The organism is Enterobacter sp. C4G1 (genome assembly GCF_052886895.1).
The window spans coordinates 1,833,472-1,855,558 of sequence record NZ_JBQVVV010000001.1 but is presented as its reverse complement, the minus strand read 5'-3'; the positions used below and the strand labels follow the sequence as shown (position 1 = coordinate 1,855,558).

Sequence of the window (22,087 nt, the reverse complement as noted above, 5' to 3'; positions counted from 1 at the left end):
ATTAACGTACCTTCAGCGTTGCCAGGCCAATCAGCACCAGCATCAGCGAAATAATCCAGAAGCGCACAATGACGCGCGGCTCTGGCCAGCCTTTCAGTTCATAGTGGTGGTGGATCGGCGCCATACGGAAGATGCGTTGACCACGCAGCTTGAACGAACCGACCTGCAAAATCACCGACAGGGTTTCAACCACAAAAACACCGCCCATGATCACCAGCAAGAACTCCTGACGCAGCAGCACGGCAATAATGCCCAGAGCACCGCCAAGCGCCAGAGAACCGACATCACCCATAAAGACCTGAGCCGGGTAGGTGTTAAACCACAAGAAGCCCAGACCCGCTCCGACAATCGCCGTACAGACGATCACCAGCTCACCCGCATGACGCAGATAAGGAATGTGCAGGTAGTTAGCAAAATTCATGTTACCGGTCGCCCACGCCACCAGCGCGAAACCGGCAGCCACGAAGACGGTTGGCATAATGGCCAGGCCGTCCAGGCCATCGGTCAGGTTAACGGCGTTACCGGTGCCAACAATCACGAAATACGCCAGCAGGATGTAGAACAGGCCCAGTTGCGGCATCACGTCTTTAAAGAACGGAACAACCAGCTCAGTGGCTGGCGTGTCTTTTCCTGCAAGGTACAGGGCAAAGGCTACGCCCAGCGCAATCACTGACATCCAGAAGTACTTCCAGCGGGCGATCAGGCCTTTAGTGTCTTTACGCACCACTTTGCGGTAGTCATCAACAAAGCCGATGATCCCGTACCCTACCAGCACGGTCAGAACACACCACACATACGGGTTAGACGGGTACGCCCACAGCAACACCGAAACCACAATGGCGGTCAGGATCATAATCCCGCCCATGGTTGGGGTGCCACGCTTGCTAAAGTGCGACTCCGGACCATCGTTACGTACGACCTGGCCGAAAGAGAGTTTTTGTAAACGGGCAATCATGCGCGGGCCCATCCACAATGAGATGAACAGCGCGGTCAGCAGGCTGACAATGGCGCGAAACGTCAGATAGGAAAAGACGTTAAAGCCTGAGTAATATTTGACCAAATGTTCGGCCAGCCAAACTAACATGTTCCGTTCTCCTGTAATGCGTGCACAACCTCTTCCATGGCGGCACTACGTGAACCTTTCACAAGCACTGTCACAATTTGTTTTTCTGCAATCAACGATTTAAGACGTTCAATCAGCGGCGTTTTATCGGCAAAATGTTCGCCCACGCCGCTGGCATGGCTAATCGCCTGGCTGAGTTTTCCTGCGCTCAACACGCAGTCAATGCCTGCCGCTTTCGCCGCTTCACCCACCTGAATGTGGCAGGCTTCACTTTCATCACCCAGCTCAGCCATATCACCAACAACCAGCACGCGATAGCCCGGCATCTCTGACAACACCTGGACCGCTGCGGTCATCGAACCCACGTTCGCGTTGTACGAGTCGTCCAGCAGCAGTTTGTTCTCAGCCAACTGGACAGGGAACAGACGCCCCGGCACGGCTTTCAGATTCGCCAGCCCGGTTTTAATCGCTTCGTGAGTCGCACCCACCGCCGTAGACAACGCGGCAGCGGCAAGCGCATTAGCGATGTTATGGCGACCTGGCAGCGGCAGCAGCACATCAATGCCGCCCGTAGGAGTATTGAGTGTGAACTCCGTTCCATGCGAGGTCACATGGATATTGGTTGCGGTAAAATCACTGTTGGCCGCATTCGGTGAGAAGCGCCAGGTTTTACGTGAACCAATAATGCTTTGCCAGTTCAGCCAGTCATTGTTGTCGGCATTCAAAATGGCAACGCCGTCAGCCGGCAGACCGGTGTAGATCTCGCCTTTCGCTTTCGCGACACCTTCCAGAGAGCCAAAGCCTTCCAGGTGCGCAGCCGCCAGGTTATTGACCAGCGCCGCTTCCGGGCGAGTCAAACTCACGGTCCAGGCGATTTCCCCCTGGTGGTTTGCCCCTAACTCGATAACGGCAAATTCATGCTCTTTGGTCAGGCGAAGTAATGTCATCGGCACGCCAATGTCATTATTTAGATTGCCTGCCGTATAAAGTGTGTTGCCGCACTGGCTCAGGATGGCAGCCGTCATCTCTTTTACTGACGTTTTGCCAGATGATCCCGTCAGCGCCACGATGCGGGCCGGGACCTGCTGACGAACCCATGCCGCCAGCTCGCCAAATGCCAGACGCGTATCAGCCACCACAATCTGCGGCAGATCGGTATCCAGTTTGCGGCTCACCAGCAGCGCGCCTGCCCCACTCTCTTTTGCCTGTTCGGCAAAGTCGTGCGCGTCAAAACGTTCGCCCTTCAGCGCGACGAACAGGCAGCCGGAAGTTACCTTGCGGGTATCCGTTGTTACGGCGTTAATGGTCAGATCCTGACCATGCAGCGTCCCTTGTAAGACCTGAGCGGCCTGGCTTAGCGTTATGCTAATCATGCCACCACTCCCAGTAGACGTGCTGCGGTCACACGGTCTGAATAATCCAGACGACGAGCCCCGACAATCTGATAATCTTCATGGCCTTTACCGGCCAGCAGGACTACGTCGTTCTCGTGGGCCTGCATAATCGTATTCGTCACCGCTTCGGCACGACCTTCAACAACACGTGCACGACCTGCGTCCAGCATTCCGGCCAGAATGTCATTGATGATGGCGCGCGGCTCTTCAGTACGCGGGTTGTCATCGGTCACAACCGGAATATCCGCGAACTGTTCAGCAATGGCACCCATCAGCGGGCGTTTGCCTTTGTCACGATCGCCGCCACAGCCAAAGACGCACCAGAGTTTACCGGCACAGTGCAGACGGGCCGCTTCCAGCGCTTTTTCCAGCGCATCCGGCGTATGAGCATAATCCACGACCACGGTCGGTTTACCTGGCGCACTGAACACTTCCATGCGGCCGCAAACCGGTTGCAGACGTTCAGCAGTGTTCACCAGCTCTGCCAGCGGATAGCCCAGCGCCAGTAACGTTGCCAGTGCCAGCAACAAATTGCTGACGTTAAATGCCCCCATCAGGCGGCTTTCAATCTCACCGTCACCCCATGAAGAGGTAAAGCGAATGGTGGCCCCGCTGTCGTGATAGTTCACCTCAACCGCCTTCAGCCAGCGGCCGTGACAGTTAGGGTTGATATGATCTTCCATGGATACCGCAACCGCATCCGGCAGCTTAGCCAGCCAGCGGCGGCCCACTTCGTCATCGGCGTTGATGATCGCCTGCCCACAGTGATGCGTGGAGTAAAGCAGCCATTTTGCCGCTTCGTAATGCTCCATATCCCCGTGATAGTCGAGGTGATCGCGGCTCAGATTGGTAAACACGGAAGCGGCAAATTTCAGTGCCGCCACGCGGTGCTGTACCAGCCCGTGTGAGGAGACTTCCATTGCGGCAAACGTTGCACCCTGCCCTGCCAGACCCGCCAGCACATGCTGCACGTCTACTGCAGAACCGGTGGTATTTTCCGTTGGGTTCACTTTGCCCAGCAGGCCATTACCCACGGTACCCATCACCGCACCGGTTTCACCCAGCAGTTGCGCCCACTGCGCCATTAACTGCGTGGTCGTGGTTTTACCGTTAGTACCGGTCACGCCAATCAGGCGTAACTGGTCAGAAGGTTCATGATAGAAACGCCCTGCCAGTGCGGAAAGGCGTTCGCTTAACTGGCTGAGATAGATGACCGGCACACCATGCATTTCACGGATTTCACCGTCGGTTGCTTCATCTTTTGCCTCAGCAATAATGGCAGCTACACCTTGCGCAATCGCCTGCGGGATATATCGACGCCCGTCCGCCTGATGACCGACCACCGCTACAAAAAGATCGCCAGAAGCAGCCATACGGCTGTCCAGTACCATCTCCCGCAGTGCTCGCTCCGGTGCATTTGGCACCCACGGAGCGAGAAGGTCGCGCAAATTACGATCTGCCACCTGTACCCTCGCCTTGATTAATTACAAATTCACTTTTTTCGCCCGTCGCCAGCGCATCCGGTTCAATGTTCATGGTACGTAACACGCCGCCCATGATAGCCCCGAACACAGGCGCGGAGACGGCGCCGCCGTAGTATTTACCCGCCTGTGGATCGTTAATGACGACCACCAGCGCAAAACGCGGATTGCTTGCAGGCGCTACGCCTGCGGTATAGGCAATGTATTTGTTGATATAACGGCCGTCTGGCCCGACTTTTTTCGCCGTACCGGTTTTAATGGCGATGCGATAGCCTTTGATCGCCGCCTTCACGCCACCGCCACCAGGCAGTGCCACGCTTTCCATCATGTGAACAACGGTACGAACGATAGGTTCCGGGAAGATACGCTCACCCGGAACCGGTGGATCAACTTTGGTAATCGACAGCGGACGATAAACGCCATAGCTGCCAATCGTTGCGTAGACTCGCGCTAACTGTAACGGGGTTACCATTAGCCCGTAGCCGAAAGAGAAGGTGGCCCTCTCTATGTCAGACCACCGTTGTTTTTGAGGATATAAGCCACTGCGTTCTCCGACCAACCCCAAATTGGTCGCCTTTCCTAGCCCAAAACGTGAGTAAGTCTCTACTAACGCTGAGGACGGCATCGCTAACGCCAGTTTTGAAACACCGACGTTACTCGACTTCTGCAAAACCCCGGTCAGGGTCAATTCGCTGTAACGCGCCACGTCTTTGATTTCGTGACCGTTAATTCGGTAAGGGATCGTATTCAGAACCGTACTTTCATTCACGATGCCGCGCTGGAGCGCAGTCATCACTACCATGGGTTTGACTGTTGAACCTGGCTCGAACACGTCAGTGATAGCCCGGTTACGCATCGCATCTTTCGCGGTGCCAGTAAAGTTGTTCGGGTTATAGGACGGGCTATTCGCCATCGCCAGGACTTCGCCCGTGCTCACATCCACCAGCACGGCGCTTCCTGACTCTGCTTTGTTAAAGGCCACGGCGTTATTCAGTTCGCGATAAACCAGCGCCTGCAAACGCTCATCAATACTCAGCGCAAGGTTGTGCGCCGCCTGGCTGTCGGTTGAAGAGATGTCTTCAATAACGCGGCCGTAGCGGTCTTTACGCACAATACGCTCGCCTGGCTGACCAGTGAGCCATTTATCAAAGCTTTTTTCTACGCCCTCGATCCCCTGGCTATCGACGTTGGTGAAGCCGATGAGGTGAGCGGTTACTTCGCCGGAAGGATAATAACGACGTGATTCTTCACGCAGATGTATCCCCGGAAGCTTCAGTTTTCTGATGTAGTCGGCCATATCAGGGTTCACCTGACGCGCCAGATAGATAAAGCGTCCTTTCGGGTTTGCGTTAACACGTGACGCTAGCTGGTCCAGCGGCATTTTCAGCGCATCTGAAAGCGCTTTCCACCGGTTATCGAGCGTGATTCCGCCCGCGTCATGAAGCTCTTTAGGATCCGCCCAGATTGCCTTAACCGGCACGCTCACCGCCAGCGGACGGCCGGAGCGATCGGTAATCATCCCGCGAGAAGTCGAGACTTCCTGTACGCGCAGGGAACGCATATCCCCCTGGCGCACCAGCATGTCAGGCGCGACGATTTGTAGCCATGCTACACGCCCCAGCAGGAAAGTCAGCGCCAGTAAAATGCAGCCGCACAGCAACGCAAAACGCCAACTGATAAAGTTGGCCTGCTCTTCCTGACGTTTTGGTTTTTGCGTTTTTGCCGCTACTCTCATGCGTCGCGTTTTCCCTTATTTTTGTACTACGATATTTTCCTGAGAAGGATCAACATGCTGCAATTGCAGCTTTTCCGTTGCGATCCGTTCAACCCGGCTGTGATCGCCGAGCGCGTTTTCTTCAAGGATCAGATTTCGCCATTCAATATCCAGCGCATCGCGTTCCAGTACCATCTGCTCGCGTTGCGCCGTTAATAAACGGGTATGGTGGGCCGTTGTAACCACCGTTACAGCCGTCACAATGATGCAAATGAACAAGCAGAGTGGCAGCTTCCCAAACCGCAAAAGATCGTCGCCGATCACGCCAGGCAAGGCATGGCGCTCGTTGCTTCCTAACGATCCCTTAACTTTGCTTAGGGTCTCTGCCACTCTGCTGATCATGCGTTCGTCCTTTCTGCAACACGCAGCACTGAACTACGGGCACGTGGATTCTCTGCCACCTCTTCTTCGCCCGGCATCAACTTGCCTAATGCTCGCAACTGACGGCCACCCAGTTTCCTGAGTTGCTCTTCCGTCATCGGCAGGCCCGCAGGAACTTGCGGACCGCGGCTTTGCTCACGCATAAAGCGCTTCACAATGCGGTCTTCCAGCGAATGGAAGCTGATGATGGATAACCGCCCACCCGGGGCCAGCACGTCGAGCGAGCTTTTTAGCGCCAGCTCTATTTCCTCCAGTTCACTGTTTACCCAGATACGAACCGCCTGGAAGGTACGGGTCGCGGGATGTTTGTGTTTGTCCTTCACCGGAGTGGCTGCGGCGATGACTTCAGCCAGCTCTTTGGTGCGGGTCATAGGTTCAATACGGTTACGCTCAACAATGGCGCGCGCAATACGCTTGCCAAAACGCTCTTCGCCGAAGGTTTTTATCACCCAGGCGATATCCGCTTCGTCAGCAGTTTGTAGCCATTCAGCTGCAGATTGACCGCGAGTCGGGTCCATGCGCATGTCCAGCGGGCCATCACGCATAAAGGAGAAGCCACGCTCTGCGTCGTCAAGTTGAGGTGATGAAACGCCAAGATCGAGAAGAATTCCGTCGATCTTGCCCGTCAGTCCGCGCTCGACCACGTAATCAGCGAGCGCAGAGAAAGGTCCATGCACGATGGAAAAGCGCGGGTCATCTATGGTCTGCGCAACGGCAATCGCCTGTGGATCGCGATCGATTGCCAGCAGGCGTCCTTCCGCTCCAAGTTGGGAGAGGATCAAACGCGAGTGACCACCGCGACCAAAAGTGCCATCAATGTAGATGCCGTCCGGACGAATGTTCAGGCCATTAACGGCCTCATCCAGCAACACCGTTGTATGTTTATAATTTTCCATCATATTTATAGAGACAAGTCCTGCAATCGTTCCGACAATGTTGCGGAATCAGATTGCTCAGCGTCGATATCTTCCTTGACCTGTTGATACCAGGTCGTTTCATCCCACAGTTCAAACTTGTTGAACTGGCCGACCAGCATCACTTCTTTTGTCAGACCGGCATGTTGCCGCAACACAGGCGCAATCAGTAATCGCCCCGCGTTATCCATCTGACACTCACTGGCATGTCCCAATAACAGCCGCTGCACGCGGCGTTCCTGCGGGTTCATGCTCGACAGTCGCGACAGCTTTTGCTCAATAATTTCCCATTCAGGCAAGGGGTAAAGCAGCAGGCAGGGGTGGTTGATGTCAATGGTGCAAACCATTTGACCTGAAGCGTTCTCAATCAGCTGGTCGCGGTATCGTGTTGGAACCGATAAACGCCCTTTGCTGTCGAGATTGACTAACGTTGCTCCACGGAACATGCCAGCCTCACCCCTCCTCACCACTTTAACCCACAAATTCCCACCTAAAGGAGTTTACGGAGCGAGGGAAAAGCTTGTCAAGCCAGGACTATCGCTATATTGGCCCGAAAGCCCTCGATTTGCAGATATATCCCGACCTGATTAATAACTGAACAACTGGCGAGGCAAAATTAACGTTATGAATATTTGTAAGAAAAAAACCGAATATGCACACTAGCGTTAAAAATCACTCAATATCATCGCAGGGAAATATAAAGTGTCAGTTTGCGACGCGGGCAGCATTTTAAGACATATTCTCAGGGGATAACAGCGCCAGATTCAACAAGGTGTCATGCGGGCGCGCAGGCAGGCTTACGGGCTGGTGTGCAGGCTGGAAAAACGTCCGATAATTCATCGCCCGAATGACCTTTGTAACAAAATAATACAAAGTCAGCATTTAAAAAGCCTGGAAATGTTCTTTTAAAGGCAATTTAAAAGCCAAAATGAATTAAGAAAAATAGCAGGCTATGATTCCTAAGGAATTATCCTAAATTTTATCCGGGAATTATTCTTCTCATTAATTTGTCAAAAACGGGGCCGTTTTCACGGCCCGGCTAATTCATTAGTGACGACTCAGAATTCCACGACGATAGAGATTACGTTTGATTCGGGACAGACCTGGTTTCGGCTTACGTGGCTCATCAAGGCTTGCCAGGACTATCTCAAGTACGCGCTCTGCCACATCACGGTGGCGCTGAGCCACAGCAAGAACAGGACACTGAAGGAAGTCGAGAAGCTCGTTGTCACCAAAAGTCGCAATGGCCAGATCAGAAGGCAGCTTTCCGTCACGACGCAAGGTCACGTCCATCACACCCTGCAACAGTGCAAACGAGGTGGTGAACAGCGCTTGTGGCATCGGGTGCGTTTCGAGCCATTTTTCGAATAACTGGGCTGCTGCTTCGCGCTCATAACTGTTGGCATAGAGGTAATGCACCTCGCGAGGGTCATCTTTCCAGGCTGTGCGGAACCCCTGCTCACGCAGGAAGCTCACTGAAAGCTCAGGTAAGGCACCCAGGTACAGCACAGTGTCAGCCGGAAAGGTGCGTAGCTCAGCAGCCAGCATTTCAGCATCATCCTGATCAGCACCCACCACGCTGGTGAAGTGTTCCCGGTCAAGCGCACGGTCAAGCGCGACAATGGGGAACGGGTCATTTGCCCAGCGCTGATAGAACGGATGCTCTGGCGGTAAAGAAGTTGAGACGATGATTGCATCTACCTGCCGTTGCAGCAGGTGTTCAATGCAACGCATCTCGTTATCTGGCTGATCTTCCGAGCAGGCGATCAGCAACTGATAACCACGCTGACGCGCCTGGCGTTCAAGGTAGTTGGCGATACGGGTATAGCTGGTGTTTTCCAGGTCTGGGATCACCAGGCCAATGGAGCGGGTGCGCCCGGCGCGTAAGCCGGCTGCGACAGCATTCGGATGGTAGTTATGTTCACGAACCACCGCCATAACTTTTTCAACGGTCTTATCGCTGACACGGTACTGCTTTGCTTTACCGTTAATCACATAGCTCGCCGTAGTTCGTGACACGCCGGCGAGCCGGGCGATTTCATCCAGTTTCACAATTGCCCCTTAAAAAAAGAAAAGAGTCCATGGCCCTGTCAAGGTTATGGTTAAATCTTTTAACATCTAAACGCAGAATAGCCCTCGCGGCAACCGCTTTTATCTGCGTTGGCGGTCGATTACGCAAAAAAAAGCCCGGCTTTGGTGACCGGGCAGAAAGAGGCGAACCTTTTTGACAACTAACGCATGATTTTGTCGCCGCGGGAAAGCCCCACGACGCCTGAGCGCGCTACCTCAACAATTTTTGCTACATCGCGAACGGACGCCAGGAAAGCATCCAGTTTATCGCTCGTTCCTGCAAGCTGAACCGTATATATAGAAGGCGTTACATCAATAATTTGCCCACGGAAAATGTCTGTATTGCGTTTGACCTCTTCGCGGCCGTAACCGCTAGCCTGAATTTTCACCAGCATAACTTCACGTTCAACATAGGCCCCTTGCCCCAACTCACTCACTCGCAGCACATCAACCAGCTTATGCAGCTGCTTTTCGATCTGCTCCAGGACTTTGGCATCGCCAACGGTCTGGATAGTCATGCGTGAAAGCGTTGGATCGTCGGTTGGCGCAACGGTGAGACTTTCAATGTTATAGCCGCGCTGCGCAAACAGCCCAATGACGCGAGACAATGCGCCCGACTCGTTTTCCAATAATACAGATAATATCCGGCGCATATCAGGTTCTCTCCGTTTTGCTTAACCACATTTCATCCATACCGCCACCGCGAATGTGCATCGGGTAAACGTGCTCTGCACCGTCCACAACGACATCCACAAAAACAAGGCGGTTGTTTTTCACGTGCTCAAGCGCTTCGCCGAGTTTCGTTTCCAGCTCAACCGGATCGGACACACGCATTCCAACATGGCCGTAAGCCTCAGCCAGGCGAACAAAGTCTGGCAGCGAGGTCATGTACGACTGAGAGTGACGGCCGGAATAGATCATATCCTGCCACTGTTTCACCATGCCGAGATAACCATTATTAAGATTCAGCACCAGGACAGGAAGCTCATATTGCAGGGCGGTGGAGAGCTCCTGAATGTTCATCTGGATACTGCCATCGCCCGTCACGCAAATGACGGTTTCATTTGGCAGCGCCAGTTTCACCCCCAGCGCGGCGGGCAGGCCAAAGCCCATCGTCCCCAAACCGCCTGAGTTTATCCAGTGACGCGGTTTGTCGAACGGGTAATAAAGCGCAGCAAACATCTGGTGTTGACCGACATCGGAGGTGACATACGCCTCGCCTTTCGTCAGTCGCCAAATCGTTTCGATAACCGCCTGCGGCTTAATGTTCTCACTGCTTGTGTCGTACTTCAGGCACTGACGCGCACGCCACTGTTCAATTTGCTGCCACCAGTCGCGGATGTCATCCAGGGGTTGCGTAGCCGTTTCTTGTGCCAGCAGTTCCAGCATTTGTTCCAGAACCTGACGCGCATCACCCACAATCGGCACATCTGCCGGAACCGTTTTAGAGATAGATGTTGGGTCAATGTCGATGTGCAGCACGGTCGCATTGGGGCAATATTTTGCCAGGTTATTCGTCGTACGGTCGTCAAATCGCACGCCAACGGCGAAGATGACATCGGAATTATGCATTGTCATGTTGGCTTCATATGTACCATGCATACCCAACATGCCGAGCGCCTGACGGTGCGTAGCAGGAAATGCCCCCAGCCCCATCAATGAAGAGGCCACCGGGAGATTTAATTTTTCAATCAACGCGCGGAGCTGCTCTTCACAGGCAGAGTTGACCGCACCGCCACCCACATAGACAACCGGCTTTTTCGCGGCAAGCAGCGTCTGTAAGGCACGCTTAATCTGGCCTTTGTGCCCCTGAGTGGTGGGATTGTAGGAACGCATACTGACGGAATCAGGCCAGACATAAGGCAGCTTGTTTGCCGGGTTCAGGATATCTTTTGGCAGGTCAACAACAACCGGGCCTGGACGCCCGCTGGATGCCAACCAGAACGCTTTTTTCAGCACCCCGGGGATGTCTTCAGTCTGTTTAACCAGGAAACTGTGCTTAACGACAGGACGGGAGATCCCCACCATGTCGCACTCCTGAAAGGCATCATAACCAATCAGCGAGGTAGCAACCTGCCCGGAGAGGATAACCAGCGGGATAGAATCCATATACGCGGTGGCAATACCGGTGATGGCGTTGGTCGCCCCAGGGCCAGACGTCACCAGCACGACGCCCACTTCACCGGTTGCGCGTGCCAGTCCATCAGCCATGTGCACGGCGGCCTGTTCATGACGTACCAGCACATGGTCAATGCCACCCACCGTATGCAGCGCATCATAAATATCGAGGACAGCGCCCCCAGGATAGCCGAATACTTGCTTCACGCCCTGATCGATAAGCGATCGGACAACCATTTCCGCGCCAGACAACATCTCCATGCTTTGCCTCCAGGCTTTGTTATAGACAGACCGCAGAATTCATTTCCGCGCCGTCTTCTGACTGGGCTAGCCCAATCTTATATTTTGCAGAGTGTCATTTACCTTAACCGCTCGCTATGAGGCAGGCAATTACCAAACCGAGAGCCTCAAATGGAGATTAAAGCAGAAAAAACAGGCATTACGAGAGGATATGGTGAATTCATCTGGAATAAGTGAACACAATGCTTATTCATCGTTTAAAAATGAACAGAATCAGGAATTCATCTATTTTTGAGAGCGTAACGGCATGTATGAAAAAATCGAACAGAACAAAACTCTATATAAACAAAATAAATCGGGATAAATCACATGCAAAATGATGATTTATCCCGATGAGCTTATCGGCGGCAAACGCTGATAAGCAACTCTTCCATCCACTGATGACCTTTATCCCGACCAGCAGCTTCATGCCATGAAAGGTAGCAAGTCCGGCTATTTAGTTTCAGCGGCAATGGCAGAATCTGAAGTTCAAGCTGCTCTGCAAATTCTTCCGCTAACCAGCGAGGCGCAATAGCAACCAGCTGTGTCTGAGAGACGATATTTAAAACGCTTACCATTGCCATTCCCTGATAGGCAACACATGCTTGCTTATCAACGGTGTCATACCACGGCTGGCTAAAAGAGGCATATCTGTCGAGGGAAACAACCGCGTGTTGTTCACTATAAACATCGGCTTCACGTAGTGGTGAATTCATTCGCGGGTGTTTTTTACATGCGACTAACACCATTTCATCTTTAAACAGAGGAACACAGGAAAATTCAGGACGCCGAAACTCTTCATAACCCAGAACAAACTCAGTTTCCTGATAACGCAGCTGATGCTCGGTGTTTTGATTCAGTGATGATTTAAATGCCAGATGAATATTGGGTGCGATCTCTTCAACCTTATTGTATATCACCGATGTCAAATAATTATCTAACGGGCTACAGACACACAGGTTAAAAACGCGCTCACTGCTCAGGGGTTCAAACCCCGAACCTGGCAACTCATTCTGAACTAACTGGAGTGCCTGGCGAATAGAGCCAAACAGCTGATATGCTCGCGCAGTGGGCTGGATCCCTCTGCCGTAGCGAACAAAAAGTTCGTCGTTAAACATTACCTTAAGTCTGGCAACGGCATTACTTACCGCAGGCTGAGACATACCCAGAGAGCTAGCAGCCCGAGTGATATTCTGCTCCTGCATCACCGCATCAAATACGGTTAACAGATTGAGATCTACTGTGCGTAACTGAGGTTTCATCCCATCATGAACTTGAGATTGTTTAATATTATTTTTTGACACTTTTAACTCCACTGTCACGCTAATATCCCTTAATCAAAATGTTGCAAGAACATCGAAAAATATGATTTACCATGCATATAGAACCAGCGAAAGAGAAATATTTCAAAATCAGAATAAATAAAGAATTCGCCATCACAAATGATTGTATTGGGTTCCCAATCCTGATGAGATAAAAATCAGTTCAATTGATACGAATAACATTAGGATTGAGATGAAACCATAAACCATACCAATAAACAATCTCCTCTCTGGTTAATGATGACTTAAGTATTATTAAACTATTAATCACCCCCACTAAAAAATGATTAACAACCTATCATCATCGCGTAAAACATCCTCATTGAATAATTATTTAACCCAATGAAACAAAAAGAATTTACGCTTAAGGTTTGATAAAACAAATTATATGTTTAATTGCTACGAATTATGATTAAACCATTCGTCAAGTGAATACTCGGTCCAAAATAAGACAATTAACCTGGTCAAAAAAGATAAAACCAGCACAATAAGCTAAAGTAAATATTCTCTTTCACGCCCGGATTACTACCCTTTTTACCTGTCAGGGGTTGACATGAATCGTCGTATCCAGTACCACTAAAGGCATATCGCTTTTATCTGGAGCACGATTCATGATTCGCACCATTCGTTTCACCGGTCTACTACTACTAAACGCATCCACTGTGCGCGGTAGACTGGCGGGCGAAATTCAGCGTTGAATCGTCACCAGTAATACAAGAAACCCGCGCCACTGCGCGGGTTTTTTTATGCTCGTAGCAAGGCGCCCTAAGACAGACAAGGACCTAACCCATGAGCCAGCAAGTCATTATTTTCGATACAACGTTGCGTGACGGTGAACAGGCATTACAGGCAAGCCTGAGTGTAAAAGAAAAACTCCAGATTGCGCTGGCCCTCGAACGTATGGGTGTTGACGTCATGGAGGTCGGTTTCCCTGTCTCTTCTCCGGGTGATTTCGAATCTGTACAAACCATCGCGCGCACCATCAAAAACAGCCGTGTGTGTGGCCTGGCGCGCTGCGTTGAGAAAGATATCGATGTAGCTGCCGAATCGCTGAAAGTGGCGGAAGCCTTCCGTATTCATACCTTTATTGCCACCTCGCCAATGCACATTGCCACCAAGTTGCGCAGCACGCTGGACGAGGTTATCGAACGCGCCGTGTACATGGTTAAACGTGCACGCAACTATACGGACGATGTGGAATTCTCCTGTGAAGATGCTGGCCGTACGCCAATTGAAGATTTGGCGCGTGTGGTTGAAGCGGCGATCAATGCCGGTGCCAGAACCATCAATATCCCCGACACCGTCGGCTACACCATGCCGTTTGAGTTCTCCAATATCATCACTGGCCTGTATGACCGCGTGCCAAACATTGATAAAGCGATTATCTCTGTCCATACACACGACGATTTAGGTCTGGCCGTCGGTAATGCCATTGCGGCCGTCCACGCCGGTGCGCGTCAGGTAGAAGGTGCGATGAACGGTATTGGCGAGCGTGCGGGTAACTGTTCACTGGAAGAAGTGATCATGGCGATTAAAGTGCGCAAAGACATTATGAACGTGAACACGCGCATTAATCACAATGAAATCTGGCGCACCAGCCAGACCGTCAGCCAGATTTGCAACATGCCAATCCCGGCAAATAAAGCGATTGTGGGCACGGGCGCGTTCGCACACTCCTCCGGTATTCACCAGGATGGGGTCATCAAGAACCGCGAAAACTACGAAATCATGACCCCGGAATCCATCGGTCTGAACCAGGTACAGCTGAACCTGACTTCCCGCTCTGGCCGTGCGGCAGTGAAACACCGCATGGAAGAGATGGGTTACAAAGACAACGATTACAACATGGACCAGCTGTACGACGCATTCCTGAAGCTGGCAGACAAAAAAGGCCAGGTCTTCGATTACGATCTGGAAGCTCTGGCTTTCATCAACAAACAGCAGGAAGAGCCAGAGCATTTCCGCCTGGATTACTTCAGCGTGCAGTCCGGCTCCAGCGACATTGCAACGGCCTCCGTCAAACTGGCCTGCGGGGATGAAATCAAAGCCGAAGCCGCTAACGGCAACGGACCGGTTGATGCTATTTACCAGGCTATCAATCGCGTCACTGAATATGACGTCGAGTTGGTTAAATATGACCTGACGGCCAAAGGTCAGGGTAAAAATGCACTGGGTCAGGTGGATATCGTTGTCACTTATAACGGACGTCGTTTCCACGGCGTAGGTCTGGCGACCGATATCGTTGAATCCTCCGCAAAAGCAATGGTTCACGTCCTGAACAACATCTGGCGTGCCGCTGAAGTCGAAAAAGAATTGCAACGCAAAGCTCAGAATAAAGAGAACAATAAGGAAACCGTGTAATGTCGAAGAATTACCATATTGCTGTGTTACCGGGTGATGGAATTGGCCCGGAAGTGATGGCACAGGCGCTGAAAGTACTGGAAGCCGTTCGTTCGCGTTTTGCGATGAAAATTTCCACTAGCCACTACGATGTAGGCGGTATTGCTATCGATAACCACGGCACGCCATTGCCAAAAGCAACCGTTGAAGGCTGCGAAAATGCAGATGCAGTGCTGTTCGGCTCCGTTGGCGGCCCGAAATGGGAACACCTGCCACCGGCAGAGCAACCGGAGCGTGGCGCACTGCTGCCGCTGCGTAAGCATTTTAAGCTGTTCAGCAACCTGCGTCCGGCGAAGCTGTATCAGGGGCTGGAAGAGTTCTGCCCGCTGCGTGCTGACATCGCCGCTAATGGCTTCGATATTCTGTGCGTGCGTGAACTGACCGGTGGGATCTATTTTGGTCAGCCGAAGGGCCGTGAAGGCAGCGGTCAGCATGAGAAAGCCTTTGATACCGAGGTGTATCACCGTTTTGAAATTGAACGTATCGCCCACATCGCTTTTGAGTCTGCGCGCAAACGCCGTCATAAAGTGACCTCTATTGATAAAGCGAACGTGTTGCAGTCTTCTATTTTGTGGCGTGAAATCGTCAGCGAAATCGCAAAAGAGTACCCGGACGTTGAGCTGTCGCACATGTACATCGACAACGCCACTATGCAGTTGATCAAAGATCCTTCCCAGTTTGATGTGCTGCTGTGCTCCAACCTGTTCGGCGACATCCTGTCGGATGAGTGCGCGATGATCACCGGCTCTATGGGGATGTTACCTTCCGCAAGCCTCAATGAAGAAGGCTTTGGTCTGTACGAACCAGCTGGCGGCTCTGCACCGGATATCGCAGGCAAAAACATCGCCAACCCTATTGCGCAGATCCTGTCTCTGGCATTACTGCTGCGTTACAGCCTGGATGCGGGCGATGCCGCAACAGCAATTGAAAACGCCATTAACCGTGCGTTGGAAGAAGGCGTCCGTACCGGTGATTTAGCACGTGGCACGGCGGCAGTCAGTACCGATGAAATGGGCGACATCATTGCCCGCTATGTCGCTGAAGGGGTGTAATCATGGCGAAGACGTTATACGAAAAGTTGTTTGATGCCCACGTGGTTTATGAGGCACCCAACGAAACACCACTGTTGTACATCGACCGTCATCTGGTGCACGAAGTGACTTCTCCGCAGGCCTTTGACGGCCTGCGCGCGCACAAGCGCCCGGTACGCCAGCCAGGTAAAACCTTCGCTACCATGGATCACAACGTTTCCACTCAGACCAAAGACATCAATGCGTCGGGTGAGATGGCGCGTATCCAGATGCAGGAGCTGATTAAGAACTGCAACGAATTTGGTGTTGAGCTGTATGACCTGAATCACCCGTATCAGGGCATTGTGCACGTTATGGGGCCGGAACAGGGCATCACCCTGCCGGGGATGACCATTGTCTGTGGCGACTCCCATACCGCGACACACGGCGCATTTGGTGCACTGGCCTTCGGTATTGGTACGTCTGAAGTCGAACACGTGCTGGCCACGCAGACCCTGAAACAGGGCCGTGCCAAAACCATGAAGATTGAAGTGAAGGGTAAAGCCGCGCCAGGCATTACCGCTAAAGACATCGTGCTGGCCATTATCGGTAAAACCGGTAGCGCGGGCGGCACGGGCCACGTTGTCGAGTTCTGCGGCGACGCTATCCAGGCGTTAAGCATGGAAGGCCGTATGACCCTGTGCAATATGGCCATTGAGATGGGTGCCAAAGCCGGTCTGGTCGCGCCAGACGAAACCACCTTCAACTATGTGAAGGGTCGTTTGCACGCACCAAAAGATCAGGATTTTGCCAGTGCCGTTGAATACTGGAAAACCCTGAGCACCGACGACGGCGCAACCTTTGATACGGTTGTCACTCTCCAGGCAGAAGACATTGCTCCGCAGGTCACCTGGGGGACGAACCCAGGCCAGGTGATTTCCGTCAATGACACTATTCCTGACCCGGCATCGTTCGCCGACCCGGTTGAGCGCGCCAGTGCAGAAAAAGCACTGGCCTACATGGGGTTGAAACCCGGCGTCCCTCTGACAGACGTTGCAATCGACAAAGTGTTTATTGGCTCTTGCACCAACTCCCGTATTGAAGACTTGCGTGCAGCCGCTGAAATCGCCAAAGGCCGTAAAGTCGCGCCAGGCGTTCAGGCGCTGGTCGTGCCTGGTTCTGGCCCGGTTAAAGCCCAGGCAGAAGCAGAAGGCCTGGACAAAATCTTTATCGAAGCCGGTTTTGAGTGGCGCTTGCCGGGCTGCTCTATGTGCCTGGCGATGAACAACGACCGTCTGAATCCAGGCGAGCGCTGTGCTTCTACCAGTAACCGTAACTTTGAAGGCCGTCAGGGCCGTGGTGGGCGCACCCACCTGGTCAGCCCGGCTATGGCCGCCGCTGCGGCAGTTACCGGCCATTTCGCCGACATTCGCAGCCTGAAATAAGGAGACAATCATGGCAGAGAAATTTACCCAACATACGGGCCTGGTTGTCCCACTGGACGCGGCCAACGTCGATACTGACGCCATCATTCCTAAGCAGTTTTTACAGAAAGTGACTCGCACTGGTTTTGGCGCTCACCTGTTTAATGACTGGCGTTTTCTGGACGATAAAGGCGAAGTCCCTAACCCGGAATTCGTGCTGAACTTCCCGGAATATAAGGGTGCATCGATTCTTCTGGCCCGGGAAAACTTTGGCTGCGGTTCATCGCGTGAACACGCCCCCTGGGCGCTTACGGACTACGGCTTTAAGGTCGTTATCGCACCGAGCTTTGCCGATATCTTCTACGGCAACAGTTTTAACAACCAGTTGCTGCCTGTAACGCTCAGCGATGAACAGGTTGATGAGTTGTTCAACCTGGTTCAGGCGAACCCAGGCATTTCATTTGAAGTGGATCTGGAAGCCGAAGTGGTTAAAGCTGGTGATAAAACCTACAGCTTTAGTATTGATACATTCCGTCGCCATTGTATGTTGAACGGCCTGGACAGTATTGGTCTGACGTTACAGCATGAAGACGCAATTTCCGCTTACGAGAAAAAACAGCCTGCGTTTATGCGTTAAAGGCAATGGCCCGCAGCGCGCGGGCCATTGATAAGGGTGCGTTGAGGCTCAACCACTCTGGAGAGGCGGGGAAGCATCCCCGCCAATACCGCTAACGCCTTGCTTCGTAAGCCAACACTGCCGCCAGCTCTGTTTTCTCCTGTCTGAAATGCAGCTCACATAGCGAATCGCGCACCATCCAGGTGAAGATCAACAACGTCGTACAGATCAGAAATAAGCTTAACAGCAGAGTACGTTTTGGCATTCCAGCCTCCTTATTGCTTTTCGGCAATGAAGAGACTAACCTCGCAATGTGGGTTGTGAAGTTAGCCTCCCCATCAGTTTTATTGATGTGGGACTCTCCACTGTTTGCCTCTTGCGAAAGCCTGAGGCAAACAGCCTCAAGCACCCGCCACGCACTCTATGCGCCTTCTTAGCACCTGTCAGAAAGTCGTTTCATTTCATTAAGCCGCCTTCCAGAATCAGACATCTTTTACCCGGCAGGTCAGCACCAGCGTAACCACCGAAATTGCCGCGATCGTCCAGTACACGGACGCATGTCCGTAGCTTTGCGAAAGCGTCCCCTGGATCACCCCTGCCAAAATGACACCTGTCGAGATACTGTTAGTGAAAAGCGTGGTCGCCGATCCCGCTCGCCCAGGCATTAAATCCTGGAACCAGAGCATCCCTATCCCGGCAACAATCCCGATGAACACGGCATTGAACAACTGCAACGCCAGCAGCGCCTCGCGCGAATGAAAGAAGATAAGCCCCAGATAGAACAACACCCCTGCCGCTACGGCAACAATCATCATCGGGCGTTTTCCGAAGCGCTTAACGTAGTAACCCGCCAGAATCATCGCCGGGATCTCAAGCCCTGCGGCCGTCCCCATCAGGATGCCCGCAAGTTTGTCCGGTAAACCCAGCTCACTACTGATCCACAAAGGCATATCGATGATGTACATGGTGTTGCAGGTCCACATCAGCGTGGAGGCGATAAACAGCATCCGGACATTTTTATCTTTCCAGCCGCTGACCTGAGCAACCAGTTTGTCTGGCGTTTGCTCAACCCTTGCAACCGAAGGCAGTGCAAAGGCAATCAGTACAAGGCTGATGGCAAAAATCCCTGCTGCAATCGAAAACATGACCGTAAAGCCATAACTCAGCGCCAGCATGAATGCCAGCGGCGGGCCAATAACCCACGCGAGAGAGAGCTGCGCACGCATTACCGAGCTGAACATCACCACTTCGCGGGCAGAACTGTCCGCATACTCACGGGCCAGCGCAAACAGCTGCGGCATGGCGGTATTGGCCAGCGCCGCCAGCAGCACGCCGCAGGTGAGCAGCGTCATATAGTGACGATTAAAGGCAAACAGCAAGGCATTACCGATGGCCATAGCGCAACAAAACAGAATCAATTTTCGGCGATCGCCCCGGCTGTCGGAACGCTTAGCAAGCCACAGGCTGACCATGATCCCGGCGATGGCGTTGACGGTGTAAAACAGGCCAACCCAGAATGGCTGCGCCCCGACTTCGCGGCTGAGAAACAGGCTCAGCGTTGGCGCCTGGAGCGCCCCGGCCACACCCATCATAAAAGCCACCAGCATAAATGCGGCATACACGCCATTCAGGCGTCGCCCCATCGTCATCAACCAGAGCATACGCAAATCCTTGTGAAAGCAGTTTGAAATTGGGTGAAATAGTAAACGAAAAAAGCCAGCAAAAACATTTTGCTGGCGGGTGATTAGCACCAATACTCAGTCACACATGATCGAGGCGAGTTAGCGAGAAGAGGTCGATTTTGTAACATCCCACTGCATCAATTCTTCCAAAATTTTCAGCCGTTGCTCTGCACACTGGCGGGCCAGCCAGGACACTCCCTTTGTCGCTGAAAAGTACTGCTGATAAAACTGACGTGCGGTAGACCTCTTCATAATTTACCTCCTCGCTTCATCGGGAAGAATTATTGGCTTAATATAGGGATAAATAAATTGCTGATTTTTTGTCAGGAGTTCCCCTTTTATGCCTTCTGGTCGTCTGCAACAACAATTTATCCGCCTCTGGCAATGCTGCGAGGGGCAATCCCAGGACACCACGCTAAATGAGCTGGCCGATCTACTGAACTGCTCTCGCCGTCATATGCGTACCCTGCTCAACACCATGCAGCAACAGGGCTGGCTGAACTGGGAAGCAGAGGCCGGACGTGGCAAACGTTCACGCCTGAGCTTCCTCTACACTGGCCTTGCGCTGCAACAGCAGCGCGCAGAAGACCTGCTGGAGCAGGACCGGATCGATCAGCTGGTGCAACTGGTGGGCGATAAGGCTGCCGTACGTCAGATGCTGGTGTCACATCTCGGGCGGAGCTTTCGCCAGGGGCGGCATATTCTGCGGGTGCTCTACTATCGTCCAATGAAAAATCTGTTACCCGGCACGGCGTTACGGCGTTCAGAAACCCATATGGCGCGACAAATCTTCAGCGGCCTGACGCGCATAAATGAGGAAAACGGGGAACTGGAAGCTGATATCGCTCACCACTGGCAGCAACTTTCCACTCTCCACTGGCGATTTTTTTTACGCCCCGGTATTCATTTCCACCACGGACGTGAGCTGGAAATGGCCGATGTCATCGCGTCGCTGGAACGCGCCCGTAAGCTTCCGCTCTACTCACACATCATCCACATCCATTCGCCGACCGCCTGGACGCTGGATATTGAGCTGTCGCAGCCAGACAAATGGCTCCCCTGGCTTCTGGGCTATGTGCCGTCGATGATCTTGCCCGGCGAATGGAGTTCCCTGAATAATTTTGCCAGCCAGCCGGTTGGCACCGGGCCTTACGCCGTTTCACGCAATAATAATAATCAGCTTAAGATCCGCGCTTTTGATGACTATTTTGGCTACCGGGCGCTGATCGACGAAGTGAACGTCTGGGTATTGCCGGATATCAGCGAAGAGCTGAGCGTTGGCCTGACGCTCGAAGGCCCCACCACAGGTGAGAAAGCGGTCGAAAGCCGTCTTGAAGAGGGCTGCTACTATCTGCTGTTTGACAGCCGCACCCATCGCGGCGCAAATCAGGAGGTCCGTAAGTGGATAAGTCATGTACTCGCCCCATCTAACCTGATTTACCACGCGGAAGAACAGTATCAGACCTACTGGTTCCCGGCGTATGGGCTGCTGCCACGCTGGCATCACGCGCGTCCGGTGCCATGCGAAAAACCCGCTGGGCTAGAGTCCATCACCCTGACCTTCTACCGCGAACACGTAGAGCACCGCTTTATTGCCAGAATCATGGCGAAACTGCTGGCAGCCGTTGGGGTGACGCTGGAGATCCAGGAAGTTGATTATGACGAGTGGCACCGCGGCGATGTGGTGAGTGACATCTGGCTGAACAGTGCTAACTTCACCCTGCCGCTCGATTTCTCGCTCTTTTCACACCTGTACGAGGTGCCATTGATCCAGCACTGTATCGACCGGGACTGGCAGCAAGACGCCGCCCAGTGGCGCGCAGGCGAGATGAATCTGGCTTCGTGGTGCCAGCAATTACTGGCTCAGCAGGCCATTGTGCCGTTGATCCACCACTGGCTGATGATTCAGGGGCAACGCAGTATGCGCGGCTTACGCATGAACACACTGGGCTGGTTTGACTTTAAATCGGCCTGGTTTGCGCCGCCTGAGCCATAACACTTTCGCAATATTCACCAAATCATTACAATACCGCCGTTCTCAACGGGGTGCTGCATCACTGATGTGCGCTGAGATAATACCCGTCGAACCTGATCCGGATAACGCCGGCGAAGGGATTTGAGGCTGTCGCTCAAAATCCTTTGCCACTCAACTATGAGGT

The 22,087-nt window shown here is 52.7% G+C and carries 20 protein-coding genes and 1 riboswitch; of the genes, 6 read left to right on the top strand and 14 right to left on the bottom strand.

What is annotated here, in order from left to right; translation table 11 throughout:
* Position 1: 1 nt before the first annotated feature.
* The 11 genes from mraY to leuO form a co-directional block, all read right to left on the bottom strand.
* Entirely contained in the window at positions 2 to 1,084 is a 1,083-nt protein-coding gene (gene mraY / locus ACT9TW_RS08930) for a phospho-N-acetylmuramoyl-pentapeptide-transferase (protein ID WP_008501985.1), read from the bottom strand.
* Entirely contained in the window at positions 1,078 to 2,436 is a 1,359-nt protein-coding gene (murF, locus tag ACT9TW_RS08925; RefSeq protein ID WP_446492170.1) for a UDP-N-acetylmuramoyl-tripeptide--D-alanyl-D-alanine ligase, read from the bottom strand. The genes mraY and murF overlap by 7 nt, the downstream gene beginning before the upstream one ends.
* The gene (murE, locus tag ACT9TW_RS08920; protein WP_182059575.1) at positions 2,433 to 3,920 is read right to left on the bottom strand and encodes a UDP-N-acetylmuramoyl-L-alanyl-D-glutamate--2,6-diaminopimelate ligase; all 1,488 of its coding nucleotides are present in this window, start codon (positions 3,918 to 3,920) and stop codon (positions 2,433 to 2,435) included. The genes murF and murE overlap by 4 nt, the downstream gene beginning before the upstream one ends.
* Positions 3,907 to 5,673: a peptidoglycan glycosyltransferase FtsI gene (locus ACT9TW_RS08915; protein WP_182059574.1), complete on the bottom strand. Its 1,767-nt coding sequence runs from the start codon at positions 5,671 to 5,673 to the stop codon at positions 3,907 to 3,909. The genes murE and ACT9TW_RS08915 overlap by 14 nt, the downstream gene beginning before the upstream one ends.
* A gap of 15 nt (positions 5,674 to 5,688) precedes the next feature.
* Positions 5,689 to 6,054: a cell division protein FtsL gene (gene ftsL, locus ACT9TW_RS08910; RefSeq protein WP_182059573.1), complete on the bottom strand. Its 366-nt coding sequence runs from the start codon at positions 6,052 to 6,054 to the stop codon at positions 5,689 to 5,691.
* Entirely contained in the window at positions 6,051 to 6,992 is a 942-nt protein-coding gene (gene rsmH / locus ACT9TW_RS08905) for a 16S rRNA (cytosine(1402)-N(4))-methyltransferase RsmH (RefSeq protein WP_446492169.1), read from the bottom strand. The genes ftsL and rsmH overlap by 4 nt, the downstream gene beginning before the upstream one ends.
* A 2-nt stretch (positions 6,993 to 6,994) precedes the next feature.
* On the bottom strand, positions 6,995 to 7,453 hold the full coding sequence (gene mraZ, locus ACT9TW_RS08900; RefSeq protein ID WP_181622243.1) for a division/cell wall cluster transcriptional repressor MraZ: 459 nt from the start codon (positions 7,451 to 7,453) through the stop codon (positions 6,995 to 6,997).
* Positions 7,454 to 8,054: 601 nt separating this feature from the next.
* Positions 8,055 to 9,059: a catabolite repressor/activator gene (cra, locus tag ACT9TW_RS08895; RefSeq protein ID WP_182059570.1), complete on the bottom strand. Its 1,005-nt coding sequence runs from the start codon at positions 9,057 to 9,059 to the stop codon at positions 8,055 to 8,057.
* Between the two features lie 179 nt (positions 9,060 to 9,238).
* Positions 9,239 to 9,730 (bottom strand): acetolactate synthase small subunit, encoded by a 492-nt coding sequence (gene ilvN, locus ACT9TW_RS08890; protein WP_003856371.1) that lies wholly within the window; start codon positions 9,728 to 9,730, stop codon positions 9,239 to 9,241.
* Between the two features lies 1 nt (position 9,731).
* The gene (ilvI, locus tag ACT9TW_RS08885) at positions 9,732 to 11,456 is read right to left on the bottom strand and encodes an acetolactate synthase 3 large subunit (protein WP_446492168.1); all 1,725 of its coding nucleotides are present in this window, start codon (positions 11,454 to 11,456) and stop codon (positions 9,732 to 9,734) included.
* A gap of 377 nt (positions 11,457 to 11,833) precedes the next feature.
* Positions 11,834 to 12,736, bottom strand: coding sequence for a transcriptional regulator LeuO (gene leuO / locus ACT9TW_RS08880; RefSeq protein ID WP_446492698.1), 903 nt, complete (start codon positions 12,734 to 12,736; stop codon positions 11,834 to 11,836).
* Positions 12,737 to 13,407: 671 nt separating this feature from the next.
* Here leuO and leuL point away from each other — a divergent pair.
* The 5 genes from leuL to leuD all read left to right on the top strand — a co-directional run bounded on the left by leuL (position 13,408) and on the right by leuD (position 18,267).
* Positions 13,408 to 13,494: a leu operon leader peptide gene (gene leuL / locus ACT9TW_RS08875; RefSeq protein ID WP_071530973.1), complete on the top strand. Its 87-nt coding sequence runs from the start codon at positions 13,408 to 13,410 to the stop codon at positions 13,492 to 13,494.
* 91 nt (positions 13,495 to 13,585) lie between these two features.
* The gene (gene leuA / locus ACT9TW_RS08870) at positions 13,586 to 15,157 is read left to right on the top strand and encodes a 2-isopropylmalate synthase (RefSeq protein WP_182059568.1); all 1,572 of its coding nucleotides are present in this window, start codon (positions 13,586 to 13,588) and stop codon (positions 15,155 to 15,157) included.
* Positions 15,157 to 16,248, top strand: a complete 1,092-nt coding sequence (gene leuB / locus ACT9TW_RS08865) for a 3-isopropylmalate dehydrogenase (protein WP_182059567.1) — start codon at positions 15,157 to 15,159, stop codon at positions 16,246 to 16,248. The genes leuA and leuB overlap by 1 nt, the downstream gene beginning before the upstream one ends.
* Before the next feature lie 2 nt (positions 16,249 to 16,250).
* The gene (gene leuC, locus ACT9TW_RS08860) at positions 16,251 to 17,651 is read left to right on the top strand and encodes a 3-isopropylmalate dehydratase large subunit (protein WP_182059566.1); all 1,401 of its coding nucleotides are present in this window, start codon (positions 16,251 to 16,253) and stop codon (positions 17,649 to 17,651) included.
* Positions 17,652 to 17,661: 10 nt separating this feature from the next.
* Positions 17,662 to 18,267 (top strand): 3-isopropylmalate dehydratase small subunit, encoded by a 606-nt coding sequence (leuD, locus tag ACT9TW_RS08855; protein WP_182059565.1) that lies wholly within the window; start codon positions 17,662 to 17,664, stop codon positions 18,265 to 18,267.
* Positions 18,268 to 18,358: 91 nt separating this feature from the next.
* Here leuD and ACT9TW_RS08850 read toward each other — a convergent pair whose 3' ends face one another.
* From ACT9TW_RS08850 to sgrT, 3 genes are all read right to left on the bottom strand, one after another.
* On the bottom strand, positions 18,359 to 18,511 hold the full coding sequence (locus ACT9TW_RS08850; protein WP_182059564.1) for a Hok/Gef family protein: 153 nt from the start codon (positions 18,509 to 18,511) through the stop codon (positions 18,359 to 18,361).
* A gap of 217 nt (positions 18,512 to 18,728) precedes the next feature.
* The gene (locus ACT9TW_RS08845; protein WP_446492167.1) at positions 18,729 to 19,907 is read right to left on the bottom strand and encodes a sugar efflux transporter; all 1,179 of its coding nucleotides are present in this window, start codon (positions 19,905 to 19,907) and stop codon (positions 18,729 to 18,731) included.
* Between the two features lie 120 nt (positions 19,908 to 20,027).
* The gene (gene sgrT, locus ACT9TW_RS08840) at positions 20,028 to 20,180 is read right to left on the bottom strand and encodes a glucose uptake inhibitor SgrT (RefSeq protein WP_014068881.1); all 153 of its coding nucleotides are present in this window, start codon (positions 20,178 to 20,180) and stop codon (positions 20,028 to 20,030) included.
* Between the two features lie 88 nt (positions 20,181 to 20,268).
* On the opposite strand from sgrT, the gene sgrR reads away from it, so the two are divergent.
* The gene (gene sgrR / locus ACT9TW_RS08835) at positions 20,269 to 21,924 is read left to right on the top strand and encodes an HTH-type transcriptional regulator SgrR (RefSeq protein ID WP_446492166.1); all 1,656 of its coding nucleotides are present in this window, start codon (positions 20,269 to 20,271) and stop codon (positions 21,922 to 21,924) included.
* 36 nt (positions 21,925 to 21,960) lie between these two features.
* Positions 21,961 to 22,061, top strand: a riboswitch (TPP riboswitch).
* Positions 22,062 to 22,087: the final 26 nt, after the last annotated feature.

What these genes read in the sequence shown, in the direction of transcription:
- mraY (WP_008501985.1), bottom strand. Translation starts at nt 1,084, where the DNA reads ATGTTAGTTTGGCTGGCCGAACATTTGGTCAAATATTACTCAGGCTTT.
- murF (WP_446492170.1), bottom strand. Translation starts at nt 2,436, where the DNA reads ATGATTAGCATAACGCTAAGCCAGGCCGCTCAGGTCTTACAAGGGACG.
- ACT9TW_RS08915 (WP_182059574.1), bottom strand. Translation starts at nt 5,673, where the DNA reads ATGAGAGTAGCGGCAAAAACGCAAAAACCAAAACGTCAGGAAGAGCAG.
- ftsL (WP_182059573.1), bottom strand. Translation starts at nt 6,054, where the DNA reads ATGATCAGCAGAGTGGCAGAGACCCTAAGCAAAGTTAAGGGATCGTTA.
- rsmH (WP_446492169.1), bottom strand. Translation starts at nt 6,992, where the DNA reads ATGATGGAAAATTATAAACATACAACGGTGTTGCTGGATGAGGCCGTT.
- mraZ (WP_181622243.1), bottom strand. Translation starts at nt 7,453, where the DNA reads ATGTTCCGTGGAGCAACGTTAGTCAATCTCGACAGCAAAGGGCGTTTA.
- ilvN (WP_003856371.1), bottom strand. Translation starts at nt 9,730, where the DNA reads ATGCGCCGGATATTATCTGTATTATTGGAAAACGAGTCGGGCGCATTG.
- ilvI (WP_446492168.1), bottom strand. Translation starts at nt 11,456, where the DNA reads ATGGAGATGTTGTCTGGCGCGGAAATGGTTGTCCGATCGCTTATCGAT.
- leuO (WP_446492698.1), bottom strand. Translation starts at nt 12,736, where the DNA reads ATGAAACCTCAGTTACGCACAGTAGATCTCAATCTGTTAACCGTATTT.
- leuL (WP_071530973.1), top strand. Translation starts at nt 13,408, where the DNA reads ATGATTCGCACCATTCGTTTCACCGGTCTACTACTACTAAACGCATCC.
- leuA (WP_182059568.1), top strand. Translation starts at nt 13,586, where the DNA reads ATGAGCCAGCAAGTCATTATTTTCGATACAACGTTGCGTGACGGTGAA.
- leuB (WP_182059567.1), top strand. Translation starts at nt 15,157, where the DNA reads ATGTCGAAGAATTACCATATTGCTGTGTTACCGGGTGATGGAATTGGC.
- leuC (WP_182059566.1), top strand. Translation starts at nt 16,251, where the DNA reads ATGGCGAAGACGTTATACGAAAAGTTGTTTGATGCCCACGTGGTTTAT.
- leuD (WP_182059565.1), top strand. Translation starts at nt 17,662, where the DNA reads ATGGCAGAGAAATTTACCCAACATACGGGCCTGGTTGTCCCACTGGAC.
- ACT9TW_RS08850 (WP_182059564.1), bottom strand. Translation starts at nt 18,511, where the DNA reads ATGCCAAAACGTACTCTGCTGTTAAGCTTATTTCTGATCTGTACGACG.
- ACT9TW_RS08845 (WP_446492167.1), bottom strand. Translation starts at nt 19,907, where the DNA reads ATGCTCTGGTTGATGACGATGGGGCGACGCCTGAATGGCGTGTATGCC.
- sgrT (WP_014068881.1), bottom strand. Translation starts at nt 20,180, where the DNA reads ATGAAGAGGTCTACCGCACGTCAGTTTTATCAGCAGTACTTTTCAGCG.
- sgrR (WP_446492166.1), top strand. Translation starts at nt 20,269, where the DNA reads ATGCCTTCTGGTCGTCTGCAACAACAATTTATCCGCCTCTGGCAATGC.